Origin of the sequence: Streptomyces sp. NBC_01426, from assembly GCF_036231985.1 — a bacterium.
Lineage (GTDB): Bacteria > Actinomycetota > Actinomycetes > Streptomycetales > Streptomycetaceae > Streptomyces.
On sequence record NZ_CP109500.1, the window covers coordinates 4,937,681 to 4,962,805 of the forward strand.

Below are 25,125 nucleotides of genomic sequence, written 5' to 3' on the forward strand. Positions count from 1 at the left end.
GCGAAGTGACGCACGACCACGACCTGGTACTCCGCCCCACCGAAGCCCAGAAGGCGGCGGCCCTCGCGCCGCCCCCGGGGCGGACGGGCGGGGACCTGGTCGTGGAGACGCTGCGTTCGCTCGGCGCCACCACCGTGTTCGGGCTGCCGGGGCAGCACGCCCTGGCCGTGTTCGACGCGGTGGGGCGGTCCGATCTGCGGCTGGTCGGGCTGCGGGTCGAGAACAACGCGGCCTTCGCCGCCGACGCGTACGGCCGGCTCACCGGCGAGGCCGTCCCGCTGCTGCTGTCCACCGGCCCGGGCGCGCTGACCGCCCTGCCCGCCCTCGCGGAGGCCGCGGCCGCCTCCGCCCCCGTACTGGCCATCTCCTCCCAGGTCCCGACCGCGGGCCTCGGCGGGGGTCGGCGCGGGCACCTGCACGAACTGCGGGACCAGGCCGCGTCGTTCCGCGAGGTCGTGAAGTCCGTCCACATCGCCCGCACCCCCTCCCAGATCCCCTCGGTCGTCGCCGAGGCCTGGGAGTCGGCGCTGACCGCCCCGCACGGGCCCGTCTGGGTGGAGATCCCGGAGGACGTACTGTGCGCCGAGACCCTGATCCCGCAGGTCACGGGCGTGGACGCGACCCCGCACGAGCTCGCCCCGCGTCCGGAGCTCACCGCCGTGGCCGCGCACTGGCTGGAGAACGCCGAACGCCCGGTGATCATCGCGGGCGGCGGGGTCGTGCGCTCCGACGCGGCCGGCAAGCTCAAGCAGCTCGCGGAACGCCTGAACGCCCCGGTCGTCACCACCTTCGGCGGCAAGGGCGCCTTCCCGTGGACGCACCCACTGTCCCTCCAGTCCTGGCTGGAGGACCGCCACATGACGGACTTCCTGGAGGACGCGGACGTCCTGCTCGTCGTGGGCTCGGGGCTCGGCGAACTCTCCTCGAACTACCACACCTTCTTCCCCGAGGGCCGGGTCGTCCAGATCGAGGCGGACCTCGGGAAACTGGAGTCCAACCACGCGGGCCTGGGCATCCACGCCGACGCCCGACTCGCCCTCCAAGCCCTCCTGGAGACGGTGTCCGAGCGCCCGGACCCGACGGCGCCCGAGCGCGTGCGCCTGGTCCTGTCCGCCATCGCGGCCCGACTCGCGGAGCAGGACCTGACCCTGGAGCAGACCCTCCTGACGTCGATCCGGGCCGCCCTGCCCGCCCGTTCCCCGTCCTTCTGGGACATGACGATCCTGTCCTACTGGGCCTGGTCCGCCTTCGACGCCAAGCACCCCAACACCATGCACTCGGCCCAGGGCGCGGGCGGCCTCGGCTACGCCTTCCCGGCGGCCCTCGGCGCCTGCGTCGCGGAACCGGGCACCCCGGTCCTGGCCGTCTCGGGCGACGGCGGCGCGATGTACTCGCTCGCGGAGCTGGCCACCGCCAGGCAGCACGACCTCGACGTCACCTGGCTGATCGTGGACGACGGCGGCTACGGCATCCTGCGCGAGTACATGACCTCCGCCTTCGAAGGCCGCTCGACGGGTACCGAACTCACCCGCCCCGACTTCGTCGCCCTCGCCGCCTCCTTCGGCGTCCCGGCGGCCACCACCAGCCCGGAGACCCTCCGCGAGGACCTCGCCACGTCCCTCGCCACCCCGGGCCCGTCCGTCCTGGTCCTCCCGACGGCCCTGCGGATGTTCGCCCCGACCCACCTCTAGGGCCTCAGGGCCTGTCTTTCGGCACGCTTCGTACACGCTTCGTGCACGGGTTCCCCACGCTTCTTCCGCCCTGTGGGGGCCCCTCGTGGCGGCTCGGTAGGCTGCCCGTGATCCCCCACGCAGGGGATCCCACACGCAGGCCCGGGGGCCGAGTCGGAACACGCGGGGGGAACGGTGTCGTTCGAGCAGGAGCGGAACGGTGACGGGCAGGGCGCGCCCGAAGGACCGTCCCCGAGGATGCGGCTGAACCAACTCGCCGCCGATCCCGGCGGATCCACCACGCCCGGGATCCCCGGCACCCTCGCCACGGCCCCTCCCGCGAAGAAGAAGGCGGCCAACACCATCGAGAACGTCCTGCAGCCCGGTACGAAGAAGGCGGCGGACGCGGCCGACGAACCGACGAAGACCGCCGTCAAGGCCTTCACCGGCTGGGACACGGCGGCGGGCCTGACGAAGGCGCACGCGCACTGGGACGACCAGGTGAAACGCCTGATGGCCAGGCTCAATTCGGAGAAGACCGCGCTGCGCGGGGCCTCGAACCTGTTCACCGGCAACGACCAGCTGACGGGCCGCAGCTTCCAGCCGGGGCAGTCCAAGGTTGCGGGACTGTAGGGGAGACGGCATGCCGAGCTATTCCGAGATCGTACAGACGGACCTCTCCGCACTGACCACGGCCGCCGACGGCTGGAAGGCCATGGCGACCCAGTTCAAGACCATGGAGGACGTCTACAAGGACGAGGTCCAGAGCGTGTCCGCCGGCAACGGCTGGATGGGCTCCAGCGCGCAGACCGCCGCCACCAACGCGGGCATGACGCGAGGGGAGTTCGCCTCCGCGCAGAAGGAGGCGCTGGCCATGGAGTCACTGCTCCGTGACGCGCACACCCGGTTCACGGACCTCAAGGGCCGGGTGAAGTCCGCCGTGGCGGACGCCGAGGCCGCGGGCATGAAGGTCTCCGACCAGGGCATCGCGAGCTACGACTTCGCCAAGGTCTCCGGGGACACGGCGAAGGCCATCCGGCACGACCCGGACCTCCCCGAGGTCGAGCGGTCCTGGACGCGCCGGATCGGGGACGCGGTCAAGGCGGTCACCGAGTTCGACGCCGACGTCAAGACCGCCCTGCTCAACGCGTCGGGGGCCGACGGGACCGCCATGTTCGGCTTCAACTCCAAGCCGGTCGGCGACGTCGAGGCCGTGGAGGCCCTCGCGCTCACCTCGAAGGTCCGCGACGGCAAGGCCTCGCCGGAGGAACTGCGGCACTACAACGAGATCCTCAAGCAGAACGGCGACGACAAGCACTTCAGCGAGGCGTACCTGCACGCCCTCGGCGCGAAGGACACCCTGGACCTCGCCGACCGGATGAACCTGGCGGCCAACGACCGCGGGACGTCCGCGGCCGACAAGAAGCTCTACGAGTCGATCAACGCCGGCCTCGCCTCGACGGTCGCCTCCGGCACGAAGGACCCCGGGAGCTACGCCTACAAGCCGTTCGTCGACGGGCTCAAGGAGCAGGGCCCCGAGCTGGTGGGCAAGGGCCTGCCGACGCATGGATACCAGGCGCTGGTGACCCTGATGGGCAAGGGTGACGGCTACGGCAAGCAGTTCCTCAACGACATCGGTGACGGGATCATCGAGGCCGAGAAGTCGAAGCCGCACATGTACGACCACGCGTACGACCCGAAGCGCCCGAACCTGGTCGCCGACCCGTTGGACGGCCTGCTGGGCATCATGGCCAAGGACCCGGACTCGGCGACGTACTTCCTCGACCCCGACGCGGCCGGCAACAAGAACGAGCACCTGAAATACCTGCTCGACGACCGCGAGTGGCAGGACCCCTGGATCGCGAACACCTACGGCCCGCCGATGGAGATGGAGAGCCCGTACAAGGCGGCAGGCCTCGGCGCGGCCATCCAGGCGGCGGCCACGGGTCACGTCGACGGCGAGAAGCTGGGCCCGCCCGGCCCCCACACCGAGGGCCAGGCCCGGGTCATGCACAACGCCATCCGCCTCCTCGACGACAAGGCGGGCGGTGACGAGTTCCCGGAGCACTTGGAGAACCTGCGCCAACCGATGGCGAAGGCGCTCGTCGACTATGTCGACGACACCCACGAAATCCTCGGTGGCCAGAACACGGACCTGGGAGGCGTCGCCGGCAAGGACTCCATCCACGGCTCGGGCGACAAGGCCCAGATCGCGGTCGGCCAGGGCAGCCTGATCCGCGTGATGCGCGGGATCGCGGACGATGGCCCGTCCTACGCCCTGATGGTCGAGGCAGAGCGGGCGTACTCGGCGGAACAACTCGCCACCGCCGCGCCGCACAAGAGCGAGGACCACGGTGTGGACTGGGACAACCGCGCGCATGGCGTCGGCGTGGCGGCGGGTGCCCTCAACGGCATCGGGGCCGACGTCTACAAGGACAAGGAAGACGACAAGGTCGAGTGGGCGGAGGCCACGTCCACGTACACGGCTGCTGGCGCGAACGGACTCATCGGCGAGATTCCGGTCGTGGGCACGGTCGGTGGTTCGCTGATCGACGTTGCCGCCTATGACTGGGTGGAGGGCGTCAAGGACGCGGCCGAGGAGCAGAGCAAGGAGGAGTCCAGCGAGAACTACGCTGCGGGTGTGGACGGGACCAACGAGCTGTTCAGCATCTGGGGCAAGGATCGGGCGATCCAAGAGGACCCGGCCTTCGAGCACGCCCAGAACACGGCGAACACGTCCTACTCGACCGGACGGGAGGCGGCTCGTGCGCATCTGCGGCCCTGACACATCGAAGATTCTCGCGCGGTCGACGGCTGCGGTGCTCGCCGTGCTGACGCTGGCGTCGTGCGCCTCGGGTGAGCCCGAGGCGAAGGTGGACCACTTGTGCGCCATCGCCCCGGCGTCGCAAGAGGACGAGCTTCTTCGGGGGATCATCCGCGCAGACAGCTTCGAGACCTCCATCCCCAACCGCACGGGCCGTCTGGTGGAGATGCTGGAGCGGTCGCTGAGGGAGATGGCGCCGACGAAGGAGACGTTCGCGCCCTCCACCTGTAGGTTCAGTCCGCCCACGCGGACGGAGAGCGCGGCGTTCAGCGTCGGGTGGGCGCCCCGCACGTCGAAGTTCGTCGAACCGTCACTGCCCGAGGCGGGCCGGTTCGACGTGAATGGTGCCTTCGGCGAGAGCAACTACCACTCCACGATGCTGTTCGTCCGGTGTGACATGCCCGGTGACCTGGCCGAGCCGTCGAAGTCGGCGTGGTTGTACGCGACGGCTTCGTACACGGTGAACCTCGGGCGGACGGACATCGCCCCGGCGGACATCGACCAGCCGGCCAAGGACCGCCAGACCTCCCTCACCTACCTGATGACCCGCCGCGTCACCGAGGCCCTCGGCTGCGAGAACAAGCCCCTCGCGAAGCCCCCGGTGGTGAAGTCGCTTCCTACCCCCTGACGGGGATCTCGGCCCATACGGACTTGCCGATCCCGTGAGCCCGGGGGCACTGACCCCACCGCACCGCCAGTGCCGCCACGATGGCGAGCCCCCGGCCGCGCTCGTCCGACTCGCCGGCGGCCCGGGGCGCGAGGGTGACGGCGGGACCCGCGTCGGACACCTCCACCCGCACCACGTCGCCGTACCGCGCGAGCCGGACCCCGATGTCCCTGCCGTGCGGTGCGTGGGCGTGGCGTACGGCGTTGGTGACCAGCTCGGAGAGCAGCAGCTCGGCCGTGTCGGCCGGGCCCGGACCGACTTGCCACTCCGCGAGCCGCACCCGCAGCCGCGCCCGAGCCCGGCCCGGTGCGCGGGAGCCGCGCGGTTCGATCCAGAAGACCTCGACGATGGGAAGCAGAGTCACCACGACACCTCTCTAGAGATACGTGCGCTCAGTGAAGCGCCCCTCACTCGCGCGCGTCAATACGTCTCTAGAGATGTTCGATTCCGTCGGCCGGGTGAGCGCGCCGGCTCCTTCGATCGGCAGGGTGCCTAGGATGACCGGAGAAGATCAGGGAGGACCGCATGCCGAGTGATGGCCCCGCACGACAGCCCAAGTACCAGCGCATCGCCGCCGCCCTGAAGGACGCCATCGCCTCGGGCGAATACGGGCCGGGAGCCCGTCTCCCCGGAGAGAACGACCTCATGGCGGCTCATGGGGTGGCCCGGATGACCGCCCGCCAAGCGCTGGGAGTGCTCCAGGCGGAGGGACTGACCGAAGCCCGCAAGGGTGCCGGGGTGTTCGTGCGAGAGTTCCGGCCCATCCGGCGCCGTAGCATTTCCCGGCTGGCCGCCGATGTGTGGACAGAAGGACGTTCGATCTGGGCGGTCGACACGGATGGCCGCGAACCCGTCGTCGAGTTCGTGGGCGTCGCCGAAGAGGCCTCACCGGCGCCCGTTGCCTCGTTGCTCGGGCTCGACGACGGCGCGCCGGCCGTGGCCCGCCGCCGCAGGTTCCTGCTCGACGGGAAGCCAGTGATGCTCGCGACCTCCTATCTCGACGCGGCTCTCGTGGTCGGCACGCCCATCGTCGAACCCGACACGGGTCCCGGCGGCATCTACGCCCGCCTCGCCGATCTCGGCCACGGCCCGGCCCGGTTCCGCGAGGAGGTGCGGTCGCGCATGCCCAGCCCCGAGGAGGTCGCCGCGCTGCGGCTCGGGACGGGCACTCCCGTCGTCCTGGTCGTCCGTACCGCCTTCGCCGCCGACGGCCGGGTCGTCGAGGTCAACGAGATGGTCCTCGACTCCTCCGCGTACGTGTTGGAGTACGCGTTCGACGCCTAGGCCCCATGCGTCCACCCCCTCCCACCCCGGTCGTGCCACGGTCGGGTGAGGCTCGCGTGCCGTCCCCGTACGGCAGTGCGATTGTTGCGGCGGGATGAAATCCGCCGGTCGGGGCGTTGGGTGAGGCGGCAGGAACGAACCAACGGGGAGGCATCACGTGGCGGCGGCGCAGACGGCGGCAGGGGAGAAACAGGGCTGGGGCAAGAGGCTGGCCGCCTACACCTGGCGGTACCGGCTCAATGTGCTGCTCGCGCTCGGGTCCTCGCTGGGCGGCATGGCCGTCATGGCGCTCGTGCCACTGGTGACCAAGATCATCCTCGACGACGTCATAGGTGACAAGAGCCGGCCCATGGGCCCGTGGGCGGGGATGCTCATAGGCGCGGCCGCGCTCGTGTACGTGATGACGTACATACGCCGGTACTACGGCGGCCGGCTCGCGCTCGACGTGCAGCACGACCTGCGCACCGACATGTACGAGGCGATCGCCCGCCTCGACGGCCGCCGCCAGGACGAGCTGTCGACCGGCCAGGTCATCGGTCGCGCCACCAGCGACCTCCAGCTCATCCAGGGCCTGCTGTTCATGCTGCCCATGACCATCGGGAACTTCCTGCTCTTCGGGATATCCCTGGGGATCATGCTGTGGCTGTCGCCGCTGCTGACCCTGGTCGCCCTGCTCATGGCCCCCGTGCTGTGGTTCATCGCCAAGCGCAGCCGCAAGAAGCTCTTCCCCGCCACCTGGTACGCGCAGGCCCAGGCCGCCGCGGTCGCCGGTGTCGTCGACGGGGCCGTGACCGGCGTCCGCGTCGTCAAGGGCTTTGGGCAGGAGGAGCAGGAGACCGGCAAGCTCCGCGAGGCCGGCCGCCGGCTGTTCGGCGGACGGATGCGGGCCATCCGGCTCAACTCGCGCTACACCCCGGCCCTCCAGGCCGTGCCCGCCCTCGGGCAGGTCGCCATTCTGGCCCTCGGCGGCTGGATGGCCACCAAGGGGCAGGTCACCCTCGGCACCTTCGTCGCCTTCTCGACCTACCTCGCGCAGCTCGTCGGCCCCGTCCGCATGCTCGCCATGGTCCTCACCGTCGGCCAGCAGGCCCGCGCCGGCGCCGAGCGCGTCTTCGAGCTGATCGACACCGAGCCCGTGATCCGCGAGGGGGAGCGGGAGCTGCCGGCCGACGCCCCCGCCACCGTGGGGTTCGAGGACGTCGCCTTCGGCTACGACCCGGCGCGCCCCGTGCTCGACGGGTTCTCGCTCGCCATTCGGGAGGGCGAGACCGTCGCCCTCGTCGGCGCCTCCGGAAGCGGCAAGTCGACCGTCTCGCTGCTGCTGCCGCGCTTCTACGACGCCGACCGCGGCACCATCCGGGTCGGCGGGCACGACGTCCGCGACCTGACGTACGACTCGCTGCGCGGCGCGATCGGGCTGGTGCCCGAGGACTCGTTCCTCTTCTCCGACACCCTCCGCGCCAACATCTCCTACGGGCGCCCCGACGCCACCGACGCGCAGATCGAGGCCGCCGCCCTGGCCGCGCAGGCCGACGGGTTCATCCGGGAGCTGCCCGCCGGGTACGACACCACGGTCGGCGAACAGGGCCTCACCCTCTCCGGCGGCCAGCGCCAGCGCGTCGCGCTCGCCCGCGCCATCCTCACCGACCCCCGGCTGCTGCTCCTCGACGACGCGACGTCCGCCGTCGACGCCCGGGTCGAGCACGAGATCCACGAGGCGCTGCGGGCCGTGATGGCCGGTCGTACGACCCTGCTCATCGCCCACCGCCGGTCCACGCTCGCGCTGGCCGACCGGATCGCCGTACTGGATCGGGGCCGGCTCTCCGACATCGGCACGCACGAGGAGCTGGAGCGCCGCTCGCCCCTCTACCGCAGGCTGCTGACCGATCCCGAGGCCCTCGGCGGCGGTTCCCCGCGCATCCGCGAGACGCCCGCGATGACCGAGTTCGAACGCGACATCGAGTGCGGGATCGAGCGGGACGTCGAGCGGGACATCGAGCGCGACATCGATCGGGACATCGAGATCGAGGCGGAGATCGACTCGGAGCCCGTGAACGCCAAGCGCCGGGTCGCCGGCGGGATCACGCCCGAACTCTGGCAGCGCCAGGACGACGCCAAGGCGGCGGCCGGACCCGCCGCGGGCACGGGCCTGCGGGCCCCCGGAGCCGGGCATTCCATGGCCGGGGCAGTCGCCGGGATGCCCGCGACACCCGAGTTGCTCGCGCAGGTGGCCGCGCTGCCGCCCGCCGACGACCAGCCCGCCGTGGACGAGACGCGGGCCGCGTCCGCCGAGGAGAGCTACGGCCTGCGCCGACTGCTCCGCGGCTTCTGGGCGCCGCTCGCCATCAGCCTCGGCCTGGTCGCGCTCGACGCGGGCGCGGGCCTGCTGCTGCCGATCCTGATCCGGCACGGCATCGACCAGGGCGTCGAGCAGGCCGCCCTGGGCGCGGTGTGGGTGGCGTCCGGGCTGGCCCTCCTGGTGGTCATCGGGCAGTGGGCCGCGCAGTTCTCCGAGACCCGCATGACGGGGCGCACCGGCGAGCGCGTGCTGTACGCCCTGCGCGTCAAGATCTTCGCCCAGCTCCAGCGCCTCGGCCTCGACTACTACGAGCGCGAGCTGACCGGCAAGATCATGACGCGGATGACCACGGACGTCGACGCCCTGTCCACGTTCCTCCAGACCGGGCTCGTCACCGCCGTCGTGTCCGTCTTCACCTTCCTCGGCATCCTGGTGGCCCTCCTCGTCCTCGACGTCGAGCTGGCCCTGATCGTCTTCGCCACCCTGCCCGTGCTGGTCGTCGGCACGATCGTGTTCCGCCGCAAGTCGGTCGCCGCGTACGAGCTGGCCCGCGACCGGGTCAGCAGCGTCAACGCCGACCTCCAGGAGTCCGTGGCGGGGCTCCGCATCGTCCAGGCGTTCCGGCGCGAGCACGACGGCGCGGCCCGGTTCGCCGAGCGCAGCGACGCGTACCGCCAGGCCCGGGTGCGCGGCCAGTGGCTGATATCGGTCTACTTCCCGTTCGTGCAGCTGCTGTCCTCGGGCGCCGCCGCGGCCGTGCTGATCGCCGGCGCGGGCCGGGTGGAGGCGGCCACGCTCACCACCGGCGCGCTGGTGGCGTACCTGCTCTACATCGACCTGTTCTTCGCGCCCGTCCAGCAGCTCTCCCAGGTGTTCGACGGATACCAGCAGGCCACCGTCTCCCTCGGCCGGATCCAGGACCTGCTGCGCGAGCCCACCACCACCCCGCGTCCGGCCGATCCGCGCGCGCTGCCCCGGCTTCGGGGCGAGGTCGCCTTCGAGGACGTCCACTTCGCCTACGGCGCCGCCGAGGAGCGGGGAGCGAAGGGCGACGCGTTGGCCGGGATCACCCTGCGGATACCCGCCGGGCAGACCGTCGCCTTCGTCGGCGAGACCGGGGCGGGCAAGTCCACGCTGGTCAAGCTCGTGGCCCGGTTCTACGACCCGACCGGCGGCCGGGTCACCGCCGACGGCGTGGACCTGCGGGAGCTCGACCTGACGGAGTACCGCCACCGGCTCGGGGTCGTCCCCCAGGAGTCGTACCTCTTCCCGGGGACGGTCCGCGACGCCATCGCCTACGGGCGGGCCGAGGCGAGCGACGCCGACGTGGAGGCGGCGGCCCGCGCGGTCGGCGCCCACGACATGATCGCCACCCTCGACGGCGGCTACCTGCACACCGTCGCCGAACGGGGCCGCAACCTGTCGGCCGGTCAGCGCCAGCTGATCGCCCTGGCCCGCGCCGAACTCGTCGACCCGGACGTGCTGCTGCTCGACGAGGCCACCGCCGCCCTCGACCTGGCCACCGAGGCACAGGTCAACCTGGCCACGGAACGGCTCGCCGGCAAGCGCACCACGCTCGTCGTGGCGCACCGGTTGACGACGGCCGCCCGGGCCGACCGGGTCGTCGTCATGGACCGGGGCCGCGTCGTGGAGGACGGCACGCACGGTGAACTCCTCGCGCGGGGCGGTCGGTACGCCGAACTCTGGCGGACCTTCGCCGGGGAGGACGAGCGGGCCGCTGCCTGACCCCCCCCGTCCGGTCCCCGGCACCCGATCCGCGTCCTGTCGCGGCCGGCGGCACCGCGCCGGCGCGCCGTTCGCCGGCGCCTCTACAGCCGTTCCCGCGCGCCCTGTTCGGGCACGGACCTGCCCCTCCGGGATGCCCTTGCGGGGTGCAACCATCCGGGGGGTCCGCGCGTCGTACGTACGTGCGTGCGCACGACGTGCGCCGGATCGGGGGACCACGTGATGCAGAAGCGAAGCAGGCGCGGCCGGACACGGACCGTGACCTTCGGGGTGTTCGGGTCGGCGCTGTGGCTGGGTGTCACAGGAGTCATCGCGGCGGCCCCGGCGCAGGCGGCGACCACCGGGTGCGGGGGGCGACTGGTCAGGACGCTGCCCTTCTCGACGGGCGAGGTGCGGGTCTACAAGAGCCGCACCCAGGCCTGCGCGATCACGGTCGCCGCGCGGCCGGGCGAACGCCGGGAGATGTCGGTGAGCATCCAGCCGCGCGGCGGGGTGCCGGTGCGCGACGCGGGCCGGTACACCCGGTACGCGGGCCCGGTCACCGTCGGCGCGATCAACCGCTGCGTGTTCGTCAAGGGGAGCGTGGCCGCCGGCTCGATCTTTTCCGGCTGGATCCTGTGCTGACCTTGGCTTGATCACGACTTTGCGGCCGATCGATCCAACCGGGTCTGTTCAGCGGCGTGTTGACCCCGCTAGGTTCACGGCGACCGAAGTGAACTCAAGGGGAGGGTGAATGCGCAAGACGCTCGGATGGCTGCTGTCGCTCGTGGTGCTCATCGGCACCATGGGCGCGGCCGGTGTCACGGCTCAGGCGGCCACCGCCGCGGGGCCGACCGCCGCCACGGACATCAAGGACCGGATCCTCGGGATCCCGGGGATGAGTCTGATCGAGGAGAAGCCGTACCCCGGGTACCGCTTCTTCGTACTCAACTACGAGCAGCCGGTCGACCACCGGAACCCGTCGAAGGGCACCTTCAAGCAGCGCCTCACCCTGCTGCACAAGGACACGTCCCGGCCCACGGTCTTCTTCACCTCCGGCTACAACGTCAACACCAACCCGCGCCGGAGCGAGCCGACGACCATCGTCGACGGCAACCAGGTGTCCCTGGAGTATCGATTCTTCACGCCCTCCCGGCCCGAGCCGGCCAACTGGGGCAACCTGGACATCTGGCAGGCCGCCAGCGACCAGCACCGCATCTTCACCGCCTTCAAGAAGATCTACAGCAAGAACTGGATCGCCACGGGCGGCAGCAAGGGCGGCATGACGGCGACGTACTACGAGCGCTTCTACCCGCGTGACATGGACGGTGTCGTCGCCTACGTCGCGCCGAACGACGTCAACAACAAGGAGGACTCGGCCTACGACCGGTTCTTCAACAAGGTCGGCACCAAGGAGTGCCGCGACAAGCTGAACAACGTGCAGCGCGAGGCGCTCATCCGCCGCGTTCCGCTGGAGGCCAAGTACGCCGCCGCCGCCACCGAGAACGGCTGGACCTTCACCACCGTCGGGAACCTCGACAAGGCCTACGAGGCCGTCGTGCTCGACTACGGCTGGGCGTTCTGGCAGTACAGCCTGCTGGCCGACTGCGCCGCGATCCCGACCGCCGCGACCGCCTCCGACCAGGAGATCTGGGACACGATCGACGCGATCTCGGGCTTCTCGGCCTACGCCGACCAGGGACTCGAGACGTACACGCCGTACTACTACCAGGCGGGTACCCAGCTCGGTTCGCCCGACATCAAGCAGCCGCACCTCAAGGGCCTGAGCCGCTACGGCTACCAGCCGCCGCGCAACTTCGTGCCCCGCGACATCCCGATGACCTTCCAGCCGGGGGCCATGACCGACGTGGACCGCTGGGTGCGCGACCACGCGAACCAGATGCTGTTCGTGTACGGGCAGAACGACCCGTGGGGCGCCGAGCCCTTCCACCTCGGGTACAAGGTCAAGGACAGCTACGTGATGATCGCGCCGGGCGCCAATCACGGGGCGAACGTCGCGCAGCTCCAGGAAGGCGAGAAGTCCCTCGCGACCGCGCGGATCCTGAAGTGGGCCGGGGTGGCCCCGGCCGCCGCGCTCACCGACTCGGCGAAGGCGAAGCCGCTGGCCTCGCCGGACGCGCGGCTCGACCAGCGGGACCTGGAGCGCGAGCCGCAGCTGCGGCCGTAACCCTCCCGCAGGGGTTCGGGGCCGCGGGCCGGCGTGCGGGGAGCTACCCGTACGTCAGCCCGTGGCCCAGCGGGTAGCGGCCCGGCACCGGGACCGGGAGACGGCCCTCGGGCCGCCGCCGACCGGTGATCACCCGGGCCGCCGCCCGCATCTCCACGTCCGTCCAGCAGTACGTCGCCACCTCCGCCGCGCAGGTCGGCAGCCGGGCCGGGTCGTACGGGTTGCGGATCGCCACCACGACCACGGGGACCCCGGTCGCGAGCAGTTCCGTCACCAGGGCGCGCTGCGGGCTCTCGCCCTCCGGGACGTTGTACGTGCACACGAGCACCGCCGCGTTGCCCGGAGCCGCCGCGACCGCGCGGCCCGGGGCCACCGCCGCCGCCCGGCAGCCCAGGGCGGTCAGCTCCCGCGCCAGTACCTCCGTGGGAGGCCCGGTGGTACCCGAGGGGGACACCGGGTCCGTCCCCGTCACCAACAGCCGCGGCGCGAGCGCCGGGTCCAGGGGCAGCAACCGCACCGGATTGGCCAGCAGGGTCGTCGTACCGGCCGCGATCTCGTCGGCGGCGGCCAGGTGCGCGGGCGTGCCGACGGCGGCGTCCACCGCGCGGGCCGAGGTGTACGGGTCCTCGAACAACCCGCGTCGGGCCTTCAGTTCCAGGATCCGCAGGACCGATTCCTCGATCCGCGCCTCCGTCAACTCCCCCGACTCGACGGCCGCGAGCACGCTGCGGTGCGCGAGAGGGAGGTCCGGCGGATTCAGCAACTGATCGCAGCCCGCCTTGAGAGCCAGTACCGGGACCCGGTCGTCCCCGTACTTCTGGCGGACCCCGGCCATGTCGAGGGCGTCGGTGACCACCACCCCCCGGAAGCCGAGGCGTTCGCGCAGGATGCCGGTCACGATCGGCCGGGAGAGCGTCGCCGGGTCCAGCGACGGGTCGAGCGCGGGGAAGACGATGTGCGCCGTCATCACGACGTCCACGCCCGCCTCGACGGCCGCGCGGAACGGGGGTTCGTCCAGCTCCTCCCAGACGGCCCGGGTGTGCCGCATCACCGGGAGCCCGACGTGGCTGTCCGTCTCGGTGTCGCCGTGACCGGGGAAGTGCTTCGCCGCGGCGGCCACCCCCGCCCCCTGGTAGCCGCGGACCTGGGCGGCGACCAGGGCCGCCACCGCGCGCGGGTCCGAGCCGAAGGACCGTACGCCGATCACCGGGTTGGCCGGGTTGACATTCACGTCGGCCACCGGCGCGTAGTCCTGCCGGATGCCCATCGCGGCCAGTTCCACGCCCGCGATCCGCGCGGCCCGGCGGGCCCCCGCGGCCGAGCCCCCCGCGCCCAGCGCCATCGCCCCCGGCAACAGGGTCGCGGGCCTGCCGATCCGGGTGACGGCGCCGTGCTCCTGGTCGGTGGCGAGCAGCAGCGGCACGCGGGCCCCGGCGGCGGCCGCCCGCTGGAGGCCGTTGGACAGGTCCGCGATCTGGTGCGGCGCACGGGTGTTGTGGGCCCAGGCGAAGTAGACGATCCCGCCGAGGTGGTAGCGGGCGACCAGTTCGGCGGCGGTGCGCACCCCGAAGAGCGTCAGGTTCTGCTCGGCGTCCGCCGGGTCCGGGTCGGTCGCCGAATGCCCGTACACCCGGGACACGAAGAGTTGGCCGACCTTCTCGGCCAGGCTCATCCCGGCCGTCAACCGGCGCAGCGCGGCCCGGTCGGGCCGATACCCCCAGGGCCCGCCCGGGGCCCGCCCCGGGGCGCGTGGGTCGTCCGGGGCACGGCGGGCCCCCGAGGCCGCGGAGGCGGCCCCGGCGGCCGTGACGGCGGCCAGGGCGGCCGCGGCGAGCAGGGACCGGCGGGAGGCGTGGTACGACACCCGCCGGACGCTACTGCCGGGGCGCGCCGGGGGAGTCCCGGACACTCGCGGAGTCCCCCGGACGGGGTGCGGCGGGAACGCCCGGCGCCGCCTCGCGCGTCAGGTCCCGACCCCTGGCGCGGGGGCCGCCGCGACCCAGTGTTCCCGGAGCGTGCGCACCGTCTCGGTGATGGCCGGGCGGCGGGCGGCCCCGGTCCGCCACAGGGCGTACAGCCTGCGTACCGGCCCCGGTTCGAGCCGGACGGCCACCGCCCCCGGCGGCAGCGCGCCGGTGCCCAGGCGCGGTACGACGGCCACGCCGAGTCCGGCGGCGACCAGGGCCACGATGGTGTGGTTCTCCTCGGCGACGTGCGCGATGTCCGGCTCGAACCCGGCGGTGCGCAGCGTCCGGGTCAACCAGTCGTGACAGACCCGCCCCGGCGGCTGGCACACCCACCGCTGTCCGCCCAGGTCCGCCCGTCGGACCACGGCCCGCGCGGTGAACGGGTGCCCGGCCGGCACCACCAGCTCGCAGGGGTCGTCCCCGATGACGGCCTGCTCGACGCCCTCGGGGGCCGGCAGCGGGGCGATGTCCCAGTCGTGCGCCACCGCCAGGTCGGTGACCCCGCGGGCGACCAGGTCCACCGAGAGGTGGGGGTCCACCTCCGTGAGGCGGACGTCGAGGGCCGGATGCCGGGCGGCCAGGTCGGCCAGCACCGCCGGCAGGAGGCCGCGCGCCGCCGAGGCGAACGCGGCGACCGTCAGCAGCCCGCTCGGCTGCCCGCGCCGCTCCTCCAGCGTGGTCTCGGCGCGTTCCACGATCGCCAGCAACTCCCGCGCGGTGTCCGCGAGGTGCCGGGCCTCCTCGGTGAGGGCGACCCCGCGACCGCGTCGTTCCAGCAGCGTGGTGCGGGTCTCCCGTTCCAGCTTGGCGATCTGCTGGGAGACGGCCGAGGGGGTGTAGCCGAGTGCGGCCGCCGCGCCCGCGACCGAACCGTGGACGGAGACGGCGTGCAGGGCGCGCAGCCGGGCCAGATCGAGCATGGGGCCAGGGTAGCCCCGGGAGCCCGGGCATTCGTAAGCGATGCTTCATCCATCCCGGAAGAGATCCGCGCTGGTGCTACATGGTTCGGGGGTCGATGCTCGGATCATGCGTCCCGTACACACCGCAGTCGCCGTTCTCGTCGCCGCCGTCTGGGGCTTCAACTTCGTCGTCATCGAGATCGGACTCGGCCACTTCCCGCCGCTGCTGCTCTCCGCCCTGCGCTTCCTCGTCGCCGCACTGCCCGCCGTGTTCCTCGTCGGCCGGCCCACGGTCGCCTGGAAGTGGATCATCGGCGTCGGAGTGGCCCTCGGCATCGCCAAGTTCGGCCTCCTGTTCACCGGCATGGCCGCCGGGATGCCGGCCGGCCTCTCCTCCCTGGTCCTCCAGGTCCAGGCCGTCTTCACCGCCGTCCTCGCCACCGTCGTGCTGCGCGAGCGGCCCGGCCGGGTACGGCTGATCGGCATGGTCGTCGCGCTCGCCGGGATCGGCGTCGCCGCCGCCGACGGGGGCGCCTCCGGGCCGGTGCTCGGCTTCGTCCTGGTCGTCGCGGCCGCCGCCTGCTGGGGCGTGTCCAACGTGCTGACCCGCAAGGCCGCCCCGCCCGACGCGCTGAACTTCATGGTCTGGGTGTGCACCGTCCCGGTGCTGCCGCTGCTCGCGCTGTCGCTGCTGCTGGAGGGGCCCGAGCGGGACCTGGCCGCACTGCGGGCCCTGGACTGGTCCGGGGTGGCCGTCATCGGCTACGTCGCCTGGGTGTCGACGGTGTTCGGCTTCGGCGCCTGGGGCTACCTGCTGCGCCGCTACCCGGCCTCCTCGGTGGCGCCGTTCTCGCTGCTGGTGCCCGTGTTCGGGATGTCCTCGGCCGCACTGGTCCTCGGGGAGTCCGTCTCCGGCCTGCGCTGGTTGGCCGCCGTGCTCCTCGTCGGCGGGGGCGGCCTGACCTCCCTGGCGCCCGCGCGGGCGAAGCCCCGTACGGCCGCCGCCGCGCCCCTCAGCGCGGTGGGCGCTCCTGGAGCGGCAGCCGCCAGTCCTGCCCCGTGAGCGCGACCCCGTACGAGCGGTGCGGCCGTTCGGCGACCAGAGTGAAACCGGCCCGCTGGTAGAGGGAACGGGCCGACTCCAGGACGTCGTTCGTCCACAGCACCAGTTCGCGGTAGCCGACCGAGCGGGCGAAGGAGACGACGGTGTCGACGAGGAGGGCGCCCACGCCGTGACCGCGCGCCTTCGGTTCGACCAGCAGCAGCCGCAGTCGCGCGGCGCCGGCCTGTCCGTCTTCGCGCACGCACATCACCGAGCCGACGGGCTCGCCGTCCAGCTCGGCGATCCAGACGCGCTCAAGGTAGGGGTCGTGGTCCTCGGCGAAACGCGCGACGACGCCGGCCACCAGGCCCTCGAACTCCTGGTTCCAGCCGTACTCGGCGGCGTACAGGGCGCCGTGCCGCGACACGATCCACCCCAACTCGCCGGGGACCGGCTCCCGCAGTCGCACCCGCGCGGAAGAGTGGTCGGCAGGGGGCTCCATGGCGCCCGAGGATAGCGCGCGGGGCGGGCCGGGGACATGGGGCCCGCCCGCGAGGACGGCCCGGACCCCGGCCCGCGCTGCTCCGCACGGGCGACCCGGGGCCGGCTACTTCTTGCCGCCGCCCAGGATCTGCCCCAGCACGTCGCCGAGGCCGCCGCCCGGCGCCGGCCCGGAAGTCGCCCCTGCCGAACCCGGCGCCGCGCCGGGGGCCGGGGCGCCGGCCGCCCCTGTGCCCTTGTCGGCCGCCCGCTTCGCGAAGACTGCCAACAGCACCGGGATCAGCAGCTCGATGACCCGGGCGACGGTGGGCGCGGGGATGCCGGTCTTCTTCGAGACCGCGTTGGCCACCGGCTTGCTCACCTTGGCGAGGACGCCGGCCATCAGCCCGCCGCCGAGCAGCCCGCCGCCGAGCGTGGCCACGCCCTGGAGCGGCGGTTCGGCCACCTCCGCGACGGCCTGGCGGACCTCGTCGCCGTCGTGGTCGTCGGCCTCGACCTTCTGTTGGAGGTCACCGGTCATCGCGCCGACCGTGGTCGCGATCGTGTCGCGCGCACCGGCGGCGTCGGTGCCGAGGAGGCCCGCGATCTCGGTGAGCCTGTCGTCGTCGAGCTCATGGAGCACGTCGTCCTGGAAAGAGGGTTCGCTCATGCCTGAAACGCTACGTCTGAGGTGATTGGGTGGCATCTCGGATCGCACTCGCGTACGGCTCGGGTAATGGAGAGGTAAAGACGTGGATCCCCGTGCAACCCCCGGCCCGTGTGGTGGGTCGTAGGTTGCGTCGGCACTTCCGGGAGGGGATCCGGGGGGATCGGGAAGTCCGACGGGGGAGGGGTAACCGTGAGGGGGTCCGGCCGGAAGGCCGGACCCCCTTCTGGTCGCCCGGCTCCCGGTTCTCCACAGCCCCGCCGCGCCGTCGGTGGCGCCCGGTAGCTTTCGGGCATGACTACCACCAACGGAGCGGTGCAACCGGCAGTGGTCGAGGGGGTGCTGGAGCGCATCACCTACGCCAACGAGGAGAGCGGCTACACCGTCGCCCGCGTCGACACCGGACGCGGTGCCGGCGACCTCCTCACCGTCGTCGGATCGCTCCTCGGGGCGCAGCCCGGCGAATCCCTGCGCATGGAGGGCCGCTGGGGCTCCCACCCCCAGTACGGCAGGCAGTTCAGCGTCGAGAACTACTCCACCATCCTTCCCGCGACCATCCAGGGCATCCGGCGCTACCTCGGGTCCGGCCTCATCAAGGGCATCGGGCCGAAGATCGCCGACCGGATCGTGGAGCACTTCGGCCTCGACACCCTGGACGTCATCGAGGAAGCGCCCAAACGGCTGATCGAGGTCCCCGGGCTCGGCCCCAAGCGGACGAAGCTGATCGGCGCCGCCTGGGAGGAGCAGAAGGCCATCAAGGAGGTCATGGTCTTCCTCCAGGGAGTCGGCGTCTCCACCTCCATCGCGGTGCGCATCTACAAGAAGTACGGCGACGCCTCCATCTCCGTGGTGCGCAACCAGCCCTACCGGCTCGCCGCCGACGTCTGGGGCATCGGCTTCCTGACCGCCGACCGCATCGCCCAGGCCGTCGGGATCCCGCACGACAGCCCCGAACGGGTCAAGGCCGGGCTCCAGTACGCCCTGTCCCAGTCCACCGACCAGGGCCACTGCTTCCTCCCCGAGGAACGACTGATCGCCGACGGGGTCAAACTCCTCCAGGTGGACACCGGGCTGGTCATCGACTGCCTTGCCGAACTGGCCGCCGACCCCGAGGGCGTGGTCCGCGAACCCGTGCCCGACCCCCAGGGCGGTCCGCCCCTCACCGCGGTCTACCTGGTCCCCTTCCACCGGGCCGAACTGTCGCTGGTCGGCCAGGTCCGCCGGCTCCTGCACGCCGAGGAGGACCGGATGCCGGGCTTCCGGGACGTGGACTGGGAGAAGGCCCTGGACTGGCTGGCGGGCCGCACCGGGGCCAAGCTCGCCCCCGAACAGCGCGAGGCGGTCCAACTCGCCCTCACCCGCCGGGTCGCCGTCCTCACCGGCGGCCCCGGCTGCGGCAAGTCCTTCACCGTCCGGTCGATCGTGGAACTGGCCCGCGCGAAGAAGGCCAAGGTGCTGCTCGCCGCGCCCACCGGCCGCGCCGCGAAACGCCTCTCGGAACTCACCGGGGCCGAGGCCTCCACCGTGCACCGGCTGCTGGAGCTGAAACCCGGCGGGGACGCCGCGTACGACCGGGAGCGCCCGCTGGACGCCGATCTCGTCGTGGTGGACGAGGCCTCGATGCTGGACCTGCTGCTCGCCAACAAACTGGTCAAGGCCGTCGCTCCCGGCGCGCACCTGCTGCTCGTCGGAGACGTGGACCAGCTCCCCTCGGTCGGCGCCGGGGAAGTGCTCCGGGACCTGCTCGCCGAGGGCGGGCCGGTGCCCGCCGTACGGCTGACCCGGATCTTCCGGCAGGCGCAGCAGTCGGGCGTCGTCACCAACGCGCACCGCATCAACACCGGCGTACCGCCCCTCACCGACGGCCTGACGGACTTCTTCCTCTTCCCGGAGGAGGACACCGAGGAGGCGGGCCGGCTCACCGTGGACGTCGCCGCACGTCGAATTCCGGCCAGATTCGGCCTCGACCCGCGCCGGGACATCCAGGTCCTCGCACCCATGCACCGGGGCCCGGCCGGCGCCGGGAACCTCAACGCCCTGCTGCAACAGGCCATCACGCCCGCCCGCCCGAACCTGCCCGAGAAGAGGTTCGGCGGCCGGGTCTTCCGGGTGGGTGACAAGGTCACCCAGATCCGGAACAACTACGAGAAGGGCGCCAACGGTGTCTTCAACGGCACGGTCGGCGTGGTCACCGCCCTCGACCTGGACGAACAGAAACTGACGGTGCGCACGGAGGAGGACGAGGAGGTCGGCTACGAGTTCTCCGAGCTGGACGAACTGGCCCACGCGTACGCCGTCACCATCCACCGCTCCCAGGGGAGTGAATATCCGGCCGTCGTGATCCCCGTCACCACCGGGGCCTGGATGATGCTCCAGCGCAATCTGCTCTACACGGCGGTGACCAGGGCGAAGAAACTGGTCGTCCTGGTCGGGTCACGGAAGGCCCTCGGCCAGGCGGTGCGTACGGTTTCCGCAGGCAGGAGGTACACGGCGGTGGCACCCAGACTGTCCGGCCGGATACCGGTGGGAAACATCACCTAAATGATCGATCATTTGGGGTTCCCGCCACAGTCCGGAGCGGGCAGGATGAGCAGGTTGGCGGCACTCAGTGCCGTCAAAGCCACCAAAGGCCGACCCCGAGTGCACTCTCCTGCGCCAAATGGGGGAAGGTAGAGGCAGTCAGGGCACCTCGAAGAAGAGGCACTACGTCGGTGAGGGATGACGTGAGCGACAACTCTGTAGTACTCCGGTACGCGGACGGTGAATACACCTACCCGGTGGTCGAGAGCACCGTCGGTGACCAGGGCTTCGACATCTCGAAGCTGCGGGCCCAGACCGGGCTCGTCACCTTGGACAGTGGCTACGGCAACACCGCCGCCTACAAGTCCGCGATTACCTACCTCGACGGCGAGCAGGGAATCCTGCGTTATCGCGGCTACCCGATCGAGCAGCTGGCCGAGCGTTCGACCTTCATCGAGGTCGCGTACCTGCTGATCAACGGGGAGCTGCCGACCGTCGACCAGCTCGCGTCGTTCCGCAACGAGATCACCCAGCACACGCTGCTGCACGAGGACGTCAAGCGGTTCTACGACGGCTTCCCGCGTGACGCGCACCCGATGGCGATGCTGTCCTCCGTGGTCAGCGCGCTGTCGACGTTCTACCAGGACAGCCACAACCCGTTCGACGAGAAGCAGCGCCACCTCTCGACGATCCGGCTGCTGGCCAAGCTCCCGACGATCGCCGCGTACGCGTACAAGAAGTCGGTCGGCCACCCCGTGGTCTACCCGCGCAACGACCTCGGCTACGTCGAGAACTTCCTGCGCATGACCTTCTCCGTGCCGGCCCAGGAGTACGACCTGGACCCGGTCGTGGTGTCGGCGCTCGACAAGCTGCTGATCCTGCACGCGGACCACGAGCAGAACTGTTCGACCTCCACCGTGCGTCTGGTCGGCTCCTCGCAGGCGAACATGTTCGCCTCGATCTCCGCCGGCATCTCGGCCCTGTGGGGTCCGCTGCACGGTGGCGCCAACCAGTCCGTTCTGGAGATGCTGGAAGGCATCAAGAACGACGGCGGCGACGTCGACGCCTTCATCCGCAAGGTGAAGAACAAGGAAGACGGCGTCCGCCTCATGGGCTTCGGGCACCGCGTCTACAAGAGCTTCGACCCCCGGGCGAAGATCATCAAGGCGGCGGCCCACGATGTCCTCTCGGCGCTCGGCAAGAGCGACGAGCTGCTCGACATCGCGCTCAAGCTGGAAGAGCACGCGCTGGCCGACGAGTACTTCGTCGAGCGCAACCTCTACCCGAACGTGGACTTCTACACCGGCCTGATCTACCGGGCCATGGGCTTCCCGACCGAGATGTTCACCGTGCTCTTCGCGATCGGCCGCCTTCCCGGCTGGATCGCCCAGTGGCACGAGATGATCAAGGAGCCCGGCTCCCGCATCGGCCGTCCGCGCCAGATCTACACCGGCGAGGTCCTGCGCGACTTCGTTCCGGTCGAGGCCCGCTGACCCGAGGTCAAGAGCCGCGCGAACGTACGAAAAGCGCCCCGCCGTCGATCCCCCCACGGGTCGACGGTCGGGGCGCTTTCCTTTCCCCGGAACGGATTCCCCCCACGGGACCCGAGCCGAGGTGTCGGCGAGGAGTGCCGAGTCGGGGCACTCCAATGGGGCTTTGCCGGGACCCGTACGGGTCGGGAGGGCCGCTCAAAGCTCCCCGTTGAGCACGCGTCCCGGCCGGCTGATGCCTCGGGACGTCCCCCAAGACCTCCCGCGAACGTCCCCCAAGACGTTCCTGGCATCGCCCCATTAGACCCGTGCAACCGCCCGATGGTTACGTTCGAATCACTGTGATCTGCGTCTCCCGTGAAGAAGATGTGCGCACGGTGCGAAGGGGATCCCCTATCGGAACGACCGCAACCGGAGGCTGTTGGTCACCACGAACACCGAAGAGAAGGCCATCGCTGCTCCGGCGATCATGGGGTTGAGCAGGCCGGCCGCCGCCAGCGGCAGCGCCGCCACGTTGTACCCGAAGGCCCAGAACAGGTTGCCCTTGATGGTGGCCAGGGTCCTGCGCGACAGCCGGATCGCGTCCGCCGCCACCCGCAGATCGCCCCGTACGAGCGTCAGGTCGCTCGCCTCGATGGCCGCGTCGGTGCCGGTGCCCATCGCCAGCCCCAGGTCGGCCCGGGCGAGCGCGGCGGCGTCGTTGACCCCGTCGCCCACCATGGCGACCGTACGGCCCTGCTCCTGAAGGCGCCGGACCACGTCCACCTTGTCCTGCGGGAGCACCTCGGCGATCACCTCGTCGATGCCCACCTCTGCCGCCACGGCCTCGGCCACGGCCTTGTTGTCGCCGGTCAGCAGGATCGGCGTGAGACCGAGCGCGCGCAGCCGGGCCACCGCCTCGGCGCTGGTGTCCTTCACGGCGTCGGCCACGGTCAACACCCCGCGCGCCGCCCCGTCCCAGGCCACCAGCACCGCCGTGCCGCCCGCGGCCTCGGCCGCGGCCCTGGCCCCGACCAGCGACTCCGGCAGGGTGATCCCCTGCTCCGTCAGCAGCCGCTCCCGGCCCACCAGTACGGCGTGCCCGTCCACCACGCCCCGCACGCCGAGCCCCGCCAGGTTCTCGAAACCCTCCGGGACCGGCAGGGCACCGACCCGGCGCGCCGCGCCGTCGGCCAGGGCGCGGGCGATCGGGTGCTCGGAGGCGTGCTCCAACGAACCCGCCAGGCGCAGCAGTTCCTGCTCGGTGGTGCCCTCGGCGGCGTGCACGCCGGACAGGGTCATCCGGCCGGTGGTGACCGTGCCGGTCTTGTCGAGGACGACGGTGTCCACCCGGCGGGTGGACTCCAGCACCTCGGGGCCCTTGATCAGGATGCCGAGTTGGGCTCCCCGCCCGGTGCCGACCATCAGGGCGGTCGGGGTGGCCAGGCCGAGCGCGCACGGGCAGGCGATGATCAGGACGGCCACGGCGGCGCCGAAGGCGGCCGTCGGGTCGTCGGTGACGAGCAGCCAGGTCACCCAGGTGCCCAGGGCGAGCAGCAGGACGACCGGTACGAAGATCCCGGAGACCCGGTCGGCCAGCCGCTGCACCTCGGCCTTGCCGTTCTGGGCGTCCTCGACCAGCCGCGCCATCCGGGCCAGCTGGGTGTCGGAGCCGATCCGTCCGGCCTCCACGACCAGGCGCCCGGAGGTGTTGACGGTGGCGCCGGTGACGGCGTCGCCGACGCCGACGTCCACGGGCACCGACTCGCCGGTCAGCATCGACGCGTCCACGGCGGACGCGCCCTCGACGACGGTGCCGTCGGTGGCGATCTTCTCGCCGGGCCGGACCACGAACCGGTCGCCCACCGCGAGCGCGCCCACCGGGATCCGCACCTCGGTGCCCCCGCGGAGCACGGCCACGTCCTTGGCGCCGAGTTCGAGCAGGGCCCGCAGGGCGGCGCCGGCCTTCCGCTTCGAGCGGGCCTCCAGGTAGCGGCCGAGGAGGATGAAGGAGACGACCCCGGCGGCGACCTCCAGATAGATGGCGGAGGAGCCCTCCGTGCGCGAGATGGTGACGTCGAAGCCGTGGCGCATCCCGGGCATGCCCGCGTGCCCGAAGAACAGGGCCCACAGCGACCAGGCGAACGCGGCCAGGGTGCCGACCGAGACCAGGGTGTCCATGGTGGCCGCACCGTGCCGGGCGTTGGTCCAGGCGGCCTGGTGGAAGGGGAAGGCACCCCACACGACCACGGGGGCGGCCAGGGTGAGCGAGAGCCACTGCCAGTTGTCGAACTGGAGCGCGGGGACCATGGCGAGCAGCACGACGGGCAGGGACAGGGCGACGGAGACCAGGAGCCGTTGGCGCAGGGCCGACAGCTCGGGGTCGGGCGCCGGCCGCGCGTCGGACTCCGTCGCCGTCGGGGCGGCCGTCGGGGCCGGCTCCGGGGGCGGGGGCTCCTCGGCGGTGTACCCGGTCCTGACCACCGTCGCGATCAGGTCGGCCACCCGCACGTCACCCGCGTACGAGACCTTCGCCTTCTCGGTGGCGTAGTTCACCGTGGCGGTGACCCCGTCCATCCGGTTCAGCTTCTTCTCGATGCGGGCGGCGCAGGAGGCGCAGGTCATGCCGCCGATGGTCAGTTCGGTCTCGGTGGTGTCGGCCGCTGTCGCGGGTCCGTCGTGCACTGTGCTGCCGCTCATGTCCGGCTCCGGGGGGAGGGCCGGGTCGTACGGGTCCGGTATGAGTCGGCCGGTACGACCCGGCGGGTGTTGCCGAGGGGGTGTGGGGCTCAGGCCTGGCCGGCGAGCTCGTAGCCGGCCTCGTCCACGGCGGCGCGCACGACGTCCTCGTCGAGGGGGGCGGTCGAGATCACCGTGACCTCGCCGGTGGCGGCGACGGCCTTGACCGAGGTCACGCCCGGCAGGGCGGTGAGCTCGCCGGTCACCGCGCCCTCGCAGTGCCCGCAGGTCATGCCGGTCACCCGGTAGACGGTGGTGGTCTGGGTGTCCGTCTCGGCGCTCATGTCGTTCTCCTCTTCGGGGGCGTGTGCGGTCGCCGGAAGCGGCGGCGTGTACTCCACCGTGCTCCCGTCACTTCGAGACTATACCCCTAGGGGGTATTGACGCGAGTGTTCTCGGCCTCCGTCGACCGTTTCAATCGTCGCGCCGCCCCCGGTTGCCGGGGCGCCGGCTCACCCAGGTGCGGATGGTGTCGGCGTACCAATAGGGCTTGCCTCCCTCCACGTGGTCCGGGGCCGGGAGCAGTCCGTGCTTGCGGTAGGAGCGCACGGTGTCCGGCTGGACCCGGATGTGCGCGGCGATCTCCTTGTACGACCACAGCTGTCGGTCGCTCATCGACAACACCTCCTTGTCCACGCCGCGGGGCCGGCCGGGAGGCCGTCGGGGGAGCCGGCGCGTGGACAGT

The 25,125-nt window shown here is 71.8% G+C and carries 18 protein-coding genes and 1 pseudogene; 11 read left to right on the forward strand and 8 right to left on the reverse strand.

The window, feature by feature from the left end; translation table 11 throughout:
• The first annotated feature begins 5 nt into the window (after positions 1-5).
• The 4 genes from OG906_RS21955 to OG906_RS21970 all read left to right on the forward strand — a co-directional run bounded on the left by OG906_RS21955 (position 6) and on the right by OG906_RS21970 (position 5,122).
• Positions 6-1,691 (forward strand): thiamine pyrophosphate-binding protein, encoded by a 1,686-nt coding sequence (locus OG906_RS21955; RefSeq protein ID WP_329445115.1) that lies wholly within the window; start codon positions 6-8, stop codon positions 1,689-1,691.
• A 237-nt stretch (positions 1,692-1,928) separates the two neighbouring features.
• The gene (locus OG906_RS21960) at positions 1,929-2,303 is read left to right on the forward strand and encodes a hypothetical protein (RefSeq protein WP_267799526.1); all 375 of its coding nucleotides are present in this window, start codon (positions 1,929-1,931) and stop codon (positions 2,301-2,303) included.
• Between the two features lie 10 nt (positions 2,304-2,313).
• The gene (locus OG906_RS21965; protein WP_329445117.1) at positions 2,314-4,455 is read left to right on the forward strand and encodes a hypothetical protein; all 2,142 of its coding nucleotides are present in this window, start codon (positions 2,314-2,316) and stop codon (positions 4,453-4,455) included.
• A 43-nt stretch (positions 4,456-4,498) separates the two neighbouring features.
• Positions 4,499-5,122: a hypothetical protein gene (locus OG906_RS21970; RefSeq protein ID WP_329445119.1), complete on the forward strand. Its 624-nt coding sequence runs from the start codon at positions 4,499-4,501 to the stop codon at positions 5,120-5,122.
• Here OG906_RS21970 and OG906_RS21975 read toward each other — a convergent pair.
• Positions 5,112-5,525, reverse strand: coding sequence for an ATP-binding protein (locus OG906_RS21975; protein WP_329445121.1), 414 nt, complete (start codon positions 5,523-5,525; stop codon positions 5,112-5,114). The two genes, OG906_RS21970 and OG906_RS21975, sit on opposite strands and share 11 nt — an antisense overlap.
• A 161-nt stretch (positions 5,526-5,686) precedes the next feature.
• Here OG906_RS21975 and OG906_RS21980 point away from each other — a divergent pair, with 161 nt between their 5' ends.
• From OG906_RS21980 to OG906_RS21995, 4 genes are all read left to right on the forward strand, one after another.
• Positions 5,687-6,445: a GntR family transcriptional regulator gene (locus OG906_RS21980; RefSeq protein WP_329445123.1), complete on the forward strand. Its 759-nt coding sequence runs from the start codon at positions 5,687-5,689 to the stop codon at positions 6,443-6,445.
• Between the two features lie 157 nt (positions 6,446-6,602).
• The gene (locus OG906_RS21985) at positions 6,603-10,490 is read left to right on the forward strand and encodes an ABC transporter ATP-binding protein (protein WP_329445125.1); all 3,888 of its coding nucleotides are present in this window, start codon (positions 6,603-6,605) and stop codon (positions 10,488-10,490) included.
• A gap of 222 nt (positions 10,491-10,712) precedes the next feature.
• A complete protein-coding gene (locus OG906_RS21990; protein ID WP_329445127.1) occupies positions 10,713-11,114 on the forward strand; it encodes a hypothetical protein in 402 nt (133 codons plus the stop codon).
• A gap of 109 nt (positions 11,115-11,223) precedes the next feature.
• A complete protein-coding gene (locus OG906_RS21995) occupies positions 11,224-12,657 on the forward strand; it encodes a S28 family serine protease (RefSeq protein WP_329445129.1) in 1,434 nt (477 codons plus the stop codon).
• Positions 12,658-12,700: 43 nt separating this feature from the next.
• Here OG906_RS21995 and OG906_RS22000 read toward each other — a convergent pair whose 3' ends face one another.
• Positions 12,701-14,521, reverse strand: coding sequence for a glycoside hydrolase family 3 protein (locus tag OG906_RS22000; protein WP_329445131.1), 1,821 nt, complete (start codon positions 14,519-14,521; stop codon positions 12,701-12,703).
• Between the two features lie 99 nt (positions 14,522-14,620).
• Positions 14,621-15,544, reverse strand: coding sequence for a LysR family transcriptional regulator (locus OG906_RS22005; RefSeq protein WP_329445132.1), 924 nt, complete (start codon positions 15,542-15,544; stop codon positions 14,621-14,623).
• Between the two features lie 106 nt (positions 15,545-15,650).
• Here OG906_RS22005 and OG906_RS22010 point away from each other — a divergent pair, with 106 nt between their 5' ends.
• A complete protein-coding gene (locus OG906_RS22010; protein WP_329445134.1) occupies positions 15,651-16,586 on the forward strand; it encodes an EamA family transporter in 936 nt (311 codons plus the stop codon).
• Here OG906_RS22010 and OG906_RS22015 read toward each other — a convergent pair.
• Positions 16,537-17,034 (reverse strand): annotated as a pseudogene (locus tag OG906_RS22015) (GNAT family N-acetyltransferase); the annotation flags it as partial. The gene OG906_RS22010 and the pseudogene OG906_RS22015 sit on opposite strands and share 50 nt — an antisense overlap.
• A 138-nt stretch (positions 17,035-17,172) precedes the next feature.
• Positions 17,173-17,715 (reverse strand): DUF937 domain-containing protein, encoded by a 543-nt coding sequence (locus OG906_RS22020; RefSeq protein ID WP_329445136.1) that lies wholly within the window; start codon positions 17,713-17,715, stop codon positions 17,173-17,175.
• A 291-nt stretch (positions 17,716-18,006) separates the two neighbouring features.
• Between OG906_RS22020 and recD2 the strand changes: the two genes are divergently transcribed.
• Both recD2 and OG906_RS22030 read left to right on the forward strand, forming a co-directional pair.
• On the forward strand, positions 18,007-20,253 hold the full coding sequence (recD2, locus tag OG906_RS22025) for an SF1B family DNA helicase RecD2 (RefSeq protein ID WP_329445137.1): 2,247 nt from the start codon (positions 18,007-18,009) through the stop codon (positions 20,251-20,253).
• Between the two features lie 182 nt (positions 20,254-20,435).
• Positions 20,436-21,725 (forward strand): citrate synthase, encoded by a 1,290-nt coding sequence (locus tag OG906_RS22030; protein ID WP_031149943.1) that lies wholly within the window; start codon positions 20,436-20,438, stop codon positions 21,723-21,725.
• Between the two features lie 390 nt (positions 21,726-22,115).
• Here the strand turns inward: OG906_RS22030 and OG906_RS22035 are convergent, their stop codons facing one another.
• The 3 genes from OG906_RS22035 to OG906_RS22045 form a co-directional block, all read right to left on the reverse strand.
• Positions 22,116-24,401, reverse strand: a complete 2,286-nt coding sequence (locus OG906_RS22035) for a heavy metal translocating P-type ATPase (RefSeq protein ID WP_329445139.1) — start codon at positions 24,399-24,401, stop codon at positions 22,116-22,118.
• An 89-nt stretch (positions 24,402-24,490) separates the two neighbouring features.
• Positions 24,491-24,724, reverse strand: coding sequence for a heavy-metal-associated domain-containing protein (locus OG906_RS22040; RefSeq protein ID WP_329445140.1), 234 nt, complete (start codon positions 24,722-24,724; stop codon positions 24,491-24,493).
• Between the two features lie 130 nt (positions 24,725-24,854).
• Positions 24,855-25,055: a helix-turn-helix transcriptional regulator gene (locus OG906_RS22045; protein ID WP_267799541.1), complete on the reverse strand. Its 201-nt coding sequence runs from the start codon at positions 25,053-25,055 to the stop codon at positions 24,855-24,857.
• Positions 25,056-25,125 lie beyond the last annotated feature (70 nt).

Coding starts and splice junctions, on each gene's coding strand:
- OG906_RS21960 (WP_267799526.1), top strand. CDS start 1,929: ATGCGGCTGAACCAACTCGCCGCCGATCCCGGCGGATCCACCACGCCC.
- OG906_RS21965 (WP_329445117.1), top strand. CDS start 2,314: ATGCCGAGCTATTCCGAGATCGTACAGACGGACCTCTCCGCACTGACC.
- OG906_RS21980 (WP_329445123.1), top strand. CDS start 5,687: ATGCCGAGTGATGGCCCCGCACGACAGCCCAAGTACCAGCGCATCGCC.
- OG906_RS21990 (WP_329445127.1), top strand. CDS start 10,713: ATGCAGAAGCGAAGCAGGCGCGGCCGGACACGGACCGTGACCTTCGGG.
- OG906_RS21995 (WP_329445129.1), top strand. CDS start 11,224: ATGCGCAAGACGCTCGGATGGCTGCTGTCGCTCGTGGTGCTCATCGGC.
- OG906_RS22005 (WP_329445132.1), bottom strand. CDS start 15,544: ATGCTCGATCTGGCCCGGCTGCGCGCCCTGCACGCCGTCTCCGTCCAC.
- OG906_RS22010 (WP_329445134.1), top strand. CDS start 15,651: ATGCGTCCCGTACACACCGCAGTCGCCGTTCTCGTCGCCGCCGTCTGG.
- OG906_RS22020 (WP_329445136.1), bottom strand. CDS start 17,715: ATGAGCGAACCCTCTTTCCAGGACGACGTGCTCCATGAGCTCGACGAC.
- recD2 (WP_329445137.1), top strand. CDS start 18,007: ATGACTACCACCAACGGAGCGGTGCAACCGGCAGTGGTCGAGGGGGTG.
- OG906_RS22035 (WP_329445139.1), bottom strand. CDS start 24,401: ATGAGCGGCAGCACAGTGCACGACGGACCCGCGACAGCGGCCGACACC.
- OG906_RS22040 (WP_329445140.1), bottom strand. CDS start 24,724: ATGAGCGCCGAGACGGACACCCAGACCACCACCGTCTACCGGGTGACC.
- OG906_RS22045 (WP_267799541.1), bottom strand. CDS start 25,055: ATGAGCGACCGACAGCTGTGGTCGTACAAGGAGATCGCCGCGCACATC.